Source organism: Bdellovibrio sp. BCCA (assembly GCF_037996825.1).
Lineage (GTDB): Bacteria > Bdellovibrionota > Bdellovibrionia > Bdellovibrionales > Bdellovibrionaceae > Bdellovibrio.
Map to the genome: position 1 here is coordinate 3,604,049 of NZ_JBBNAC010000001.1, position 11,644 is coordinate 3,615,692.

Genomic DNA, 11,644 nt, shown 5'->3' on the forward strand with positions numbered 1-11,644 from the left:
GGCACAAATGGCTTTTTTGTTTCCAGTATTGTTGGTCGTTCAATTTTTATGTTCGATATGGTTTTACTACAAACAAAACAAAGGGGCTTTCGTTGGCGGTCCCATCAGTTGGCCCAAAGCTGTGTGGCTTTATCATGCGATCTTTTCTTGGTTCTTAGTGCCCTTAGTGTATTTGTCTCTTCCAGATTTGCATATCTCTTTGAAAATTTTGATCGGTTTGCATGCTCTTATTTGGTGGATTCGTGGGCCTTTAGAACTTGTGATGATTTATAAGTTCTTTAACTGGACACCTCGTTACGGAATCACTCATGACGTTTTTCATGTGATTTTGTTATTCGCTGGAATGGTGGCAACTGCAAAACTTTGGCCGGAAAACATGACAAACTGGATGGCGTTCATTTATTGTGCAGTCACGGTGTTAATGTTGTGTTTTGAAATCAGCTTTGCCGCTTTATTCTTAGATGTCCGTGGAAACGAAGACTGCCGAATTTATTACGCGGCCGATGAACCGAAATGGAAATTCATCAACTGGCTCACGAAAGTAGGACTGGCATTCGGTGTTGGCCATGCAATCATTCAGGCTATTCTCGCGATCGCATATCTTTAAAAAAAGAAAAGGAGTGATTTCTCACTCCTTTTTCTGACTTCCAACCTTTATTTAAACTGATAGCCAGTTTGTGCAATTCTGCGACCGATATCATGATAAACCGGTGTCGCGTCTGGAGTTGTCGCGCGAAGACCGTCAACGTAGCGATTGTACATGCAGAAAGCCGCAGCGATCAAAACAGTGTCATGGATCTCAATATCCGTCGCACCTTGAGCTTTTGCATTTTTAATCATCTCTTCAGAAACTCCCAAAGCTTGTTTTTGCACTTGGCCCGCAATCTTCAGCAAAGATTTAAGTTTGTTTGAAATCGGTGCTGTTTCAAAATTCGTCTTCACTTGCTCAACAAGATCAAAATTGTCCTCAAGTAGAACACCCGCAATAGCAGAATGAGAACGCGTGCAGAATTGGCAGTTGTTAAGATTCGAAACGTAAGAGGCAATCATCTCACGCTCTCCACGGCTCAAAGAAGAAGGACCAACCAACAAAGTTTCTGCAAGCTCATTCAGAGGCTTTGCAGTTTCAGGTCTAAAACCCATCAATCCAATAATACCAGGCATGTCGTTATTAAGTTGAATATGAGGCATAAAACTCCCTTCAGTTTCAAAAAGGCTATGGCTGTTTTTCAGTCGAAGCAATCTCATTTTAAGACGTGAAGAGTCTTGAGATTTTATCTTGATGCGCCGATATATTTTTATGCTGTCTGCATTTTGGTTCGTTCTTTTAAGCAGCTTCTCTTTCGCGCAAGTCGATTGCAAATCATCCGCATCGACATCGTCGCTGACCTATTCTGCTTCAGAAATAAAAAGTATCACGAACGTCGCAATGATGGACGCACTTCAACACAATGGTTTTTCCAACATCTCAGTCAAAGAAATTAAAAACTTTAGTGAATCCGTAGGCGGCAAAAAGCCCGAATTGGTTTTAGATATCAGCGCGATGATTCTTGAAGACAGCGGCTGGAGTGAAGAAGAAGCGATGAACGCCTATAAAAGTGCCAGCAAAATTCTTGGTGTATGCGGCATCGGTTTTGGAAATATCAAACTGGTGAAAGCAAAATACAAACAAAGCGCTTTCAGATATAAATTCATACCTCAATGCAAAAGAGAAAGAGGAAAACTCTTTACATGCAAACCCGGCATTGAAGAAAGCAAAGGCACGTCGGCCGAACTCGCAGTAGCAAGCTTTCCGATGGGCCGCCCAGCCATTCACATGGCTGCACCCGACACATCAGAATGGGCCGCAGGCTGGAGCACTTATAGCAAGAATGGTTTAACTCCGCTTACGATCAGACCACCGATTACAAATGAAGAACAAAAAAATTTAGACTTTTACAATCAAACGCTTCACAGCTCTCTAGTCAGCAAAACCAACGAGGCCTATGATCGAACACTCTCACACGAAATAGCCCACCAACTCATAGGAAGCTGCGGAGACGAATCCCCAAAACCACAACACCACCACGGCCTAGGCGGACTGATGAGCGCCACAGAAACAAGTAAAGAAGCCAAAGACCTCTGCCCCCTCCTAAGAAAAAGCAGTCTATTAAGAAAAGGCCCATATAAGACGAGCTTATGGATTTAGAAATTTTGAGAATTTTAGATTAAGAGTTTTAGAGTATTGTTCTTAGCGAGAGTTTTTGACTGCCCCAGTTAATTGGGTAGATCCTAATTGGGTAGATCCTTGGGTAGATCCTAATTGGGTAGATCCATTGGGTAGATCCGATCCCAGACGGTACAAATAAAAAAACCGCCAGAAGGCGGTGTTTTTATTTGGTAGGGAATGCCGGATTCGAACCGACGACATCCACCTTGTAAGGGTGGCGCTCTACCAACTGAGCTAATTCCCTATTCGTTCGGAAGGTCCATTTTTTAGCGTGGTCCTTCCGATCTTGCAATCTCTTTTTTCAAAAATATTACTTTTTTATATCTTCCATGCACACTCTTTGAGTTAAGTGCGCTGAAATCTTCACGATTTGCATGTGAACCATCTCATCCGCAGCCTTATTATCAAGAGCGCCCATTGAAAGAACCATCACACCTTGAGTTGGGACGTTGCCCTTCAGTGGTGTAATTGGTGAATCTTTCTCGTTAAATGCCGTCAATTGAACACGGTATGTAGTACCCGCTCGGCTGGTCATTTGCGCCAAAACCTTTTGGTTGCGCTCTAAGCCCACGCCTGTTGCTAACATCTTACAAGTGTCTCCGTCGAATTGCTTTACTTGCAATTGGCGGATGCCTGTTGCTTTTTGACGAACCACTTTCAAAGCGAAGTAAGAAGTGAAGTCCCCTTGTTCCACTTTCCACAAGCCTTGAATATCTGTCCATGGGAATGGCTGAGCCAATGTCCACGGCCAAGGAACCGGACGATTATCGCTCGCCGGAATGATGTGCTCGTCATCAGCCGCACGAGCGCCCACTGACAGAGTCAGGCTTGTAAAAATCAATGTTGCCATCAAGATGTTGCGTAACATGAATCCCCCCTAGTGCTCGAAATGAACTCGAGCCGCTTTATTCATGTAGTATCCGTTTTTAGCTCTAAAAATATATTTTGGTTTCTCGTAATCCGGTTCAATGAGTTTACGAAGACGTTTGATCGTCACGTAAATCTTATTGTCGTGGATCGCGGGATCGTAAGGTTGCTTCCATACGTTCTCAACCAAATACTCTTTCGAGTAAATTTGGCCCTGATTCTGAACGAACAAACGCAAAAGGTCGAGAAGAATGAACTGATTTTTGAAATCAATGCGACCCAATTTTCTCTCTGTGACCGCATGATTACCTTCGTCAAAAATCAAATCATAACTTGTCTGAGGTTCTGCACCGATTTTCGATGCGTAGAAGTCAGCAATCTTACTAAGTCTTACATGATTTTCTGTGTCGATAGATTTTTGTGCGAGTGACAAATACACGCGCGCTAAATCTTTATCACCCATCTCGAAGTAAACGTCTCCAAGTTGGATCATCAAATAAGAAGCCATCACCACGTTGCGAGTTTCTTTAAGCGCATCGTAAGCTTTCCAAAGAACCGTCACCGCTTCTTCGTACTTTTTCATTTGCGCCAAGATATTTCCGTTTAGGATCAGCGAAGAAATTCTAAGTTCTGGAAGATTGTAAACCTGGAAGAAAACTTCAAGATTGTAGATCTCTTTCAATGCATCTGCGTAGCGAGCCATCGATGGGCTTGAGTAAACCATCGCAAGACCGAAGATCGCGTTGCAAATATCTTCTTTGTTGTCAGAGGCAAGAGCGATAGCAAGAGCCTTTTGAACGTAATCCAAAGAGACGTCTTGTTGTCCTTTGTAGAAAGCACAGATAGCGAGCGTGTAATAAGTTTTGGAGTTGAGTTCAAAGCCTTCTTTAAGAACTAGATCTTGGAGTTTTTCTTTTGTGAGATTGATTTCTTCAAACTGTTCGCGCTCTGCATAGATACGCAAAAGAATGTTCAAGCACTTCAAGTATTGAGAGAAATTTTTCTCAGCAAAGTATCCCTGAGACGCATCGTTGAGATGCGTGATCGCGGAGGTGAATTCTCCCCGATCGGAATATAACTTGCCGAGCTCAAAGGCACGATCTAGTTGGCTCATAAGTTCTTAAAACTCCAAAACAAAATCTAAATTACTCGCTGGGGTACAGGTTTTTACAGATTGTCAGGATTTCGTCAATGTAAGACGCGAACATTTGCACAAAAACTGTGCATAGTGAGAATTGATTTCAGTAATTTAATAAAGTGCGCTCACTGGGCGTCACTTAACGCGCGGAGCCTTTGGTCCAAGTTTAATAAGTCCGGCTTATTAGGACTCTGAAAGACGTTAAAAGACTGTCAAAATAAACCGTATAACACTCACAAGGACAACGGATGGGTCATCTGCGTTTTTTCATCATGTGTTTTACAGCAGTTACTTTGCTGTCGTGTTCTCCTAAGGAAGAAGAAAAAACACAAAAGCCAGATAATCAAACGGCAGAGCAGCCGACTCCGATTCCAACTCCTGCGCCAATCCCGACACCGGCTCCATCTCCGGCGCCGGGTCCAGTTCCTGCCCCTACTCCAACTCCGCAACCCGAGCCGTCTCCAGTACCACGACCATCACCAGAACCTGCGCCGCCAACGCCAACGCCAACGCCAACGCCAACGCCTGTGCCGCAGCCTCCGGTGGCTTTGAATTGTCCTGTGAATTTCGAAAAGGTGGAGGCAAATCTCTCTCTGAAAACAGAGGCGTTTTGTATCGCAAAATTTGAAATGAAAAAAGTGAACGGCCTTGCTTCTTCGGCGCCATCAGGAAAACCGTGGCTCGCTGGAAAAACCGCAGCGACAGAAGCTTGTGCTAATCTTGGAAACGGCTATCGACTTCCAACGAACTACGAATGGAATGCAGCCGCTTTAGAAATTTACAACAACAAACTCAATTGGACAGGAAAAGGTCACGGAGACGGAACTCTCTACACTGGTTTCTACAGTGCATGGAGTGAACCCGTTGAGATCAAAGACGTTAACGACCCTTACGATAGCACCGGCGCAAAAAAAGGGATCGAGCGACGCACGTTCTATCTTGCAAGCGGCAATGTTATTTGGGATTTCGGTGGCAACGCTTGGGAATGGGTCTCTGACACTATTTACGGAAACTCATACACGCCGGACCTTTCAAGTCCTTATGGTCGCAATTATCACAACAACAATTGGGATATAAAACCCGGCTCTCCGCAACTTTTTGATTTCACTGGAATGAGCAGCGTTCCTAAAAACGATGTCTATCTTGGAAACTTATTCGGCGGAAGTTCGGGCAAAGTCATTCGTGGCGGAGCTGTTTGCATCCACTCTAAAGGAGTCACTGGAATTTTCGCCGCAAACATTGGCGACATTACGGCCGATGATCTTCAAGCCCCGGCATCGTGGAATCTCAAAATGAACAACATTGGATTTCGCTGTGTCTATCAACCGCGATAAGGATCTTTTAACAAAAAATTGATCTCATTTAAGTAGCTGATATTTTCCAACAATTTCCTCACCCGCCCAAAAGATAAACAAATAATTTAAAGTTTATTCTGTTGCCCGCCGAAAAAATATCACAGGTCTAAAGTAGAGGAGGCCCCGAGTGCAATTCGTGAACAAGTTGATGTTGTTAGTATCGGTTTTCGGCTTAAGCGCATGCGCAACGATCGTCAAATCAGACAAGATTCCCGTCAAGTTTGTCGGAGGACTTGAAAGAGGCGAGACAAAAATCAGTTTGCCTGATGGGCAGTACACAGCACTGAATGGAAGAACCACAGTGTTAGTGAGTCGCTCCAAAGAAGACATTCCTATCACCGTGACATGCAATCAACAAACACGCGAAGGTGTGATTAAAACTGAATACGATGCAACCGCGGGTATTCTTGGAAATATTGTTTTCGGTGGAATCATCGGAATGGGTATTGATGCTTACAATGACAAGACTTACGATCCACCAGAAATTTATAACGTAGCTCCACTGTGTTCGACGGATAAACCCGTTGATAACATTGCAGAGAGTTCCGATCTCCCACGCCGACCTAGTTCGATCACGCGCAATAAGTATTGATGAATCAAAATACAAAAAGAAAAGGCCCTCTTATCGAGGGCCTTTTAAGTTTAATGCACTATTGCCAGAAAAAAGAAGCAGGCACCTTTTAGTGGTGATGGATGGCTTGGCCTGTGTATTGGGCTTTGATACCGAATTCGCGCTCTTTTTGAACTTTGAAAAGTTCTTTTGGCGATTTGATATCCAAAGCGTTGATCAATACTTGGTCTACATGATCCACCAAGATCACTTTAAGATCTTTCATCACTTCCTTAGGGATGTCCTTGAGATCTTTTTCGTTCTCTTTAGGACAGATGATCATCTTAATGCCACCGCGGTGAGCGGCTAGGATCTTCTCTTTCAAGCCACCGATTGCCATCACACGGCCACGAAGAGAAATCTCACCTGTCATCGCTACTGTGCGCTTCACAGGAATCTTCATGATCGCAGAAACAATCGAAGTCGTCAGAGCAATACCTGCAGAAGGACCGTCCTTAGGAACCGCACCCTCGGGCAAGTGGATGTGCACGTCGATGTTTGAGAAGTATTCTTTGTCCAAACCAAACAAAGGACCTCTTGAACGAACGTAGCTCATCGCTGCTGCACAAGACTCTTTCATCACATCACCAAGTTGGCCCGTGACTGTGAATTTACCTTTACCAGGCACCACACTCACTTCGACAGCAAGAAGGTCACCGCCCACTTCCGTCCAAGCCATACCGTTCGTCAGACCGATTTCGTTTTCCGTCTCAATCACGCCGAACTTGAATTTGTGAGGACCCAACAACTCAACAAGTTTTTGCGGAGTGACCACATAGCCTGCTGGTTTTGCTGTTGTCTTCGCTGCTGTTTTCGCGCCTTTTTTAGAAGCGGACTTTTTATCGCCCTTCGCTTCTGCTTTAAAGTTCTCAACAGCTTCGCCCATCACGATCTCTTTAGCGACCTTACGGCACACATTGGCCATTTGTCTTTCCAAGTTACGAACGCCGGCTTCTTTCGTGTAGTAACGAATGATGTCGCGGATCGTTTCGTCTTTGATCGTGACTTTATAATCTTTCAATCCATGGTTTTCCAATTGCTTCGGAACCAAGTAGTTCTTCGCAATGTGGAATTTTTCCTGCTCAATGTAACCTTCAAGATTGATGATCTCCATACGATCCAACAATGGACGTGGGATTGTATGCAATGAGTTCGCCGTTGCGATAAACATCACTTTTGAAAGGTCGTATTCCAACTCCAAGTAGTGATCTTGGAAGTTGTTGTTTTGTTCAGGATCAAGCACCTCAAGCATCGCTGCTGCTGGGTCACCACGGAAATCGTTGGCCATCTTGTCGATCTCATCGAGAAGAACAAGTGGATTTCCTTTATCTACTTTACGAAGCGCTTGCAGGATTTTACCTGGCATCGCACCGACGTATGTTTTTCTGTGACCGCGGATCTCAGCTTCGTCACGCACGCCACCCAAAGAGATGCGCGCAAAAGGACGATTCAAAGATTCAGCGATTGATCTTGCAAGAGATGTCTTACCAACCCCTGGAGGACCTGCCAAACAAAGGATAGGACCCTTCATGTCTTTCGAAATTGAAAGAACGGCAAGGTATTCAAGGATACGGTCTTTAACTTTCTCAAGACCCCAGTGATCATCATCGAGGATGCGCTGAGCGTTCTTAAGATCGTGTTTCTCTTCATTGTAATCGTACCAAGGAAGTGAAAGAACCCAGTCGATGTAGTTACGAACCACAGTCGCTTCCGCTGACATTGGTGACATCATTTTGAGTTTTTTAATCTCTTTCATCACCTTGTCTTTAGCTTCTTGGGACATTTTCTTAGCTTTACACTTCACCTCAAGATCCTGAAGTTCTGCTTGGTAATCGTCTTTCTCACCAAGTTCTTTCTGGATCGCCTGCATTTGTTCGTTGAGGTAGTACTCTTTTTGAGAGCGTTCCATTTGCTTCTTCACGCGAGTACGAATCTTCTTTTCCACTTCAAGAATTTCGATCTCACCTGTCATCAAGTTGAGCAAATGTTCCAAACGTTTTGAAGGATCAACGATCTCCAACACCGCTTGTTTGTCTTCAAGTTTCAAATTGAGTTGCGCAACAATAATATCCGCAAGTTCACCAGGATTTTCGATAGTCGATACACGCATCAAAATTTCTGGTGGAATTCGCTTATTAAGTTTTACGTAAGTCTCAAAAGTCGACTTGACGGAGCGAACCAAAGCTTGGGCCTCAACGATGTTCGTTGGGTCTTCATCCAAGGCCTCGCAAGAAACCATAAAGAAGTTGTCGTTGTTTAAGAAATTCTTAATCTTTACACGACGTTTGCCTTCTACTAAAACTTTCACAGTTCCATCAGGCAGGCGTAATAGCTGAATGATGGTGCCCACGGTTCCGATAGCAAAGATGTCTTTAGGTTCGGGATTGTTTGTCTTAGCGTCTTTTTGAGCCGCCAAAACGATATCTGTCTGTTTGCTCATCGCTTCTTCAAGAGCGTTGATACTCTTTTCGCGACCTACAAACAATGGCATCATCATATGTGGAAAAATGATGAGGTCTCTTAGGGGCAAAAGTGGTAGTTGTTGTACTTTTCCCTCGCTCATATCCTCTCCCTCCCTGTGGGTTAACGAGCTTACTTGTGCATAGGACACAAGCCGGATCTGCGTCGGTTAAATATCCTTATCCAACCTTCGCTGTTCCTACTAATAAGCTTAACTATGTGTTCGATTACTGGGAAGTAAATATATTTGGAAAAAAAAGAGTTCTGGTCCTTGCCACGAGTCCAAATTGCTCACATTTTGGGCATCATTAAAGAGCCTAATGTTACTCGAAAATTATTCTTATTTGCGTCGGATTTTGAGAATCTTTCCTAATTGTAATTCCCGGGAGTCAGATTTTCGTGCCCTTTTTGTCCAAATTGTTCGATAAGTGCACTGTGACACCTAGAGATCCCAGACGCTGGTTCCGCAGAAATTCTCTCTCTCTAAAGCTTCTCATTGCGACATGGGCCGTGAGTTCTTTTGCCACGCTTATTTTAACGGCGTTTCAGCTCCTTATGGACTACCAGCGTGACTTCGACAAACTACAAAATAACTTCGCCATTATTAAAAATTCCTACCTCGACTCCATGGCCGAACACTTGTGGTCTTATGACACTAGACTGCTAGAAATCCAGCTCGATGGTCTTAGCCGTTTGCAGGGTGTTAGCTACCTTCGTCTTGTGGCAGATAACAAAACGATCTACGAATCCGGGAAATCCGATCCGACTGAAGAGAGCCACAAACGCTTTGATATTTACCACAAAAATACGAACGAAATTCTAGGAACTCTGGACGTGGAGTTGGATGTTCGTTCTTTGCGCCAAAAATATTTCCAGGAAGCGATTTGGATTTTCATCCGTCAAGCGGCGAAAACCATGGTCGTCGTGTTCTTCTTGTACTTCATTTTCAATCAGATTCTGGTCATTCACATCCAGCATATTGCTCAGTACTTAAAAAGCAATCGAGGAAGGGCCAACGAAGATTTGCAACTGCATCGACCGCACCATCGTGGAGAAGACGAATTGGATGTTCTCGTTGCCTCCATCAACACCTTCCGTTCGGAGCTTTTAGAAGCCAACCAAAAATTGGAATCTTTAAACCAGGCTCTTGAACAAAAAGTCACGGATCGCACGCGTCAGTTGACGACGAAAAATGAAAGTCTTGAAAAGGCCATGTTGCAGATCAAACGCATGCAAGCGACCTTGGTGGCCCAGGAACGTCTGGCTTCTTTGGGAAGTCTCACTGCCAGTGTGGCGCATGAGATCCGCAATCCGTTGAACTTTGTTTTGAATTTCAGTGAGCTTTTAACGGACTCAGAAAATCTGGAAGAAGTAAAAGAAATCAGCCGTGTTGTCTTAAAACACAGTCAACGCATTGACCAAATTGTGCGCTCTATGCAGATCCTTTCAGGTTATGATAGTGATGTTTTGGAAAGCACGGATATCAACGAGATTCTTAAACGCGCTTATCAGGAAACAATCTCCACACGCGCTTTGGGTTCAAGTTATGTTCCGCCAAAGGTTACTTACCGTTTGAGTGATAATGTCGTGGCCCCTGTCTATGCAACGTCCCTCTTGCGTGCGCTTTCGAATATTGTGGACAATGCCATTCACGCTTTAGAGAAAAAAGTTATCACCAATAAAAACTTCGAGCCTGAGTTGACACTGTCCACGGCCGTGCGCGGAGACATGGCGGAAATCACTATTCGTGACAATGGTGTCGGCATACCAGCTATTTTGGGTGAAAAAATCTTTGATCCATTTTTAACAACAAAGGCCGCAGGAGAAGGGGCTGGTCTGGGTCTGACTGTTGCTTTTAATATTGCCCAAAAACATGGAGGCACTTTAAAGTATACAAGTGAGTTCGGCCAATGGACTGAGTTTGTCATGGCTTTACCACTTGTACATGAGAGACCAAATCCATGATTCATATTGTGATCGTTGATGATGAGGCAGACACTCATCTTTTATACAAACTGAAGTTCAAAAAGCTTTTTGCCAACTCAGGCGATTTGAATCTGGTGTCTTTTTTGAACGCTCCTGATTGTTTGCGCTATTTAGAGCGCAAAGATATTCCGCCCGTTGATTTGATTCTTTCCGATATCAACATGCCTGACATGGATGGATTTGAACTTCTTCAAAAAGTTCATGAGATGAATGCCAATATTCCATTTTATATGGTCAGCGCTTATGAATCTCCGGAGTTTCGCCTTAAAGCCGACAGCCTCGGGGCCACACGCTTTTTAAGCAAGCCCGTCGACTTCCATTTGCTGGGCGATATGCTTCGCAAAGATCTTTCTTTGCCACCAGCCAGTCTTTAAGTTTCAGCTAGGTTTTTAAGGGCCCACACGGTGATTTCGACAGAAGTGGAGCAGTTCAACTTTTCCATGATGTTCGCCTTGTGAGTTTTTACTGTGTGGTCTGTACAACCCAGTACGCTTGCAACCTCTTTATTAGTTTTACCTGTAGCGATCAGTTTAACGACTTCAAGCTCTCTGCGAGTTAAAACTTCGGCAGGATTGGGGGCATTCATGACTTCTTGTAACGAGGGGCAAATATAGCTTGTGCCTTTTTGAAAATGTTCAAAGGCTGCCTTCATTTCATCTTTGGTATTCAGTTTTGAAATAAATATTTTTACGCCCAAGTTTCTGTAACGCTGCAAAGTGGTTCTGTCTTGCGTTTGTGTGACAAGAATATAGCGAAGACCCAAAGCGGATGCGCGCACTTTTTCTATCACATCGATACCGGTACCGCCTTTTAAAGTGTGATCTAGAAACACGATTTGCGGTGATAAGGCTAGAATTTTTTCGACCGCTGAGGATACATCGGAAGCTTCCCCAATAATTTCACATTGCGGAATCACTTCCTGAAAGGCCATTCGCATGCCATCGCGTGTAAGCGGATGGTCTTCAACAATAAAACATCTCATAAAAACTAGGTTCTCGGTTGTTAGAAAAAGAGTCAAA

General features: G+C 44.0%; 11 protein-coding genes and 1 tRNA gene. 6 read left to right on the forward strand and 6 right to left on the reverse strand.

Annotation, left to right across the window (positions count from 1 at the left end):
* Positions 1 to 7 precede the first annotated feature (7 nt).
* Positions 8 to 607 (forward strand): hypothetical protein, encoded by a 600-nt coding sequence (locus AAAA78_RS17510; protein WP_340593425.1) that lies wholly within the window; start codon positions 8 to 10, stop codon positions 605 to 607.
* Between the two features lie 47 nt (positions 608 to 654).
* On the opposite strand, the gene AAAA78_RS17515 is transcribed toward AAAA78_RS17510, so the two are convergent.
* Positions 655 to 1,191 (reverse strand): carboxymuconolactone decarboxylase family protein, encoded by a 537-nt coding sequence (locus AAAA78_RS17515; RefSeq protein WP_340593426.1) that lies wholly within the window; start codon positions 1,189 to 1,191, stop codon positions 655 to 657.
* A gap of 238 nt (positions 1,192 to 1,429) precedes the next feature.
* On the opposite strand from AAAA78_RS17515, the gene AAAA78_RS17520 reads away from it, so the two are divergent.
* Positions 1,430 to 2,188 carry a hypothetical protein gene (locus AAAA78_RS17520; RefSeq protein WP_340593428.1) on the forward strand — a complete coding sequence of 253 codons (759 nt, stop codon included), beginning with the start codon at positions 1,430 to 1,432 and terminating at the stop codon, positions 2,186 to 2,188.
* Positions 2,189 to 2,377: 189 nt separating this feature from the next.
* Here AAAA78_RS17520 and AAAA78_RS17525 read toward each other — a convergent pair.
* The 3 genes from AAAA78_RS17525 to AAAA78_RS17535 form a co-directional block, all read right to left on the reverse strand.
* Positions 2,378 to 2,453, reverse strand: a tRNA-Val gene (locus AAAA78_RS17525).
* Positions 2,454 to 2,519: 66 nt separating this feature from the next.
* On the reverse strand, positions 2,520 to 3,077 hold the full coding sequence (locus AAAA78_RS17530; RefSeq protein WP_340593429.1) for a hypothetical protein: 558 nt from the start codon (positions 3,075 to 3,077) through the stop codon (positions 2,520 to 2,522).
* A gap of 9 nt (positions 3,078 to 3,086) precedes the next feature.
* Positions 3,087 to 4,190 carry a winged helix-turn-helix domain-containing protein gene (locus AAAA78_RS17535; protein WP_295906241.1) on the reverse strand — a complete coding sequence of 368 codons (1,104 nt, stop codon included), beginning with the start codon at positions 4,188 to 4,190 and terminating at the stop codon, positions 3,087 to 3,089.
* Positions 4,191 to 4,462: 272 nt separating this feature from the next.
* Here AAAA78_RS17535 and AAAA78_RS17540 point away from each other — a divergent pair, with 272 nt between their 5' ends.
* A complete protein-coding gene (locus tag AAAA78_RS17540) occupies positions 4,463 to 5,548 on the forward strand; it encodes an SUMF1/EgtB/PvdO family nonheme iron enzyme (RefSeq protein WP_340593430.1) in 1,086 nt (361 codons plus the stop codon).
* 148 nt (positions 5,549 to 5,696) lie between these two features.
* Positions 5,697 to 6,161 (forward strand): hypothetical protein, encoded by a 465-nt coding sequence (locus tag AAAA78_RS17545; RefSeq protein ID WP_340593431.1) that lies wholly within the window; start codon positions 5,697 to 5,699, stop codon positions 6,159 to 6,161.
* A gap of 88 nt (positions 6,162 to 6,249) precedes the next feature.
* Here the strand turns inward: AAAA78_RS17545 and lon are convergent, their stop codons facing one another.
* Complete coding sequence (gene lon, locus AAAA78_RS17550; protein WP_340593432.1) at positions 6,250 to 8,742, reverse strand: endopeptidase La; 2,493 nt, start codon at positions 8,740 to 8,742, stop codon at positions 6,250 to 6,252.
* A gap of 407 nt (positions 8,743 to 9,149) precedes the next feature.
* Here lon and AAAA78_RS17555 point away from each other — a divergent pair, with 407 nt between their 5' ends.
* A complete protein-coding gene (locus AAAA78_RS17555) occupies positions 9,150 to 10,604 on the forward strand; it encodes a sensor histidine kinase (protein WP_340593433.1) in 1,455 nt (484 codons plus the stop codon).
* A complete protein-coding gene (locus AAAA78_RS17560; RefSeq protein ID WP_340593434.1) occupies positions 10,601 to 10,999 on the forward strand; it encodes a response regulator in 399 nt (132 codons plus the stop codon). Before AAAA78_RS17555 ends, AAAA78_RS17560 begins: the two co-directional genes overlap by 4 nt.
* Here AAAA78_RS17560 and AAAA78_RS17565 read toward each other — a convergent pair.
* On the reverse strand, positions 10,996 to 11,607 hold the full coding sequence (locus tag AAAA78_RS17565; protein WP_340593435.1) for a response regulator transcription factor: 612 nt from the start codon (positions 11,605 to 11,607) through the stop codon (positions 10,996 to 10,998). The two genes, AAAA78_RS17560 and AAAA78_RS17565, sit on opposite strands and share 4 nt — an antisense overlap.
* Positions 11,608 to 11,644 lie beyond the last annotated feature (37 nt).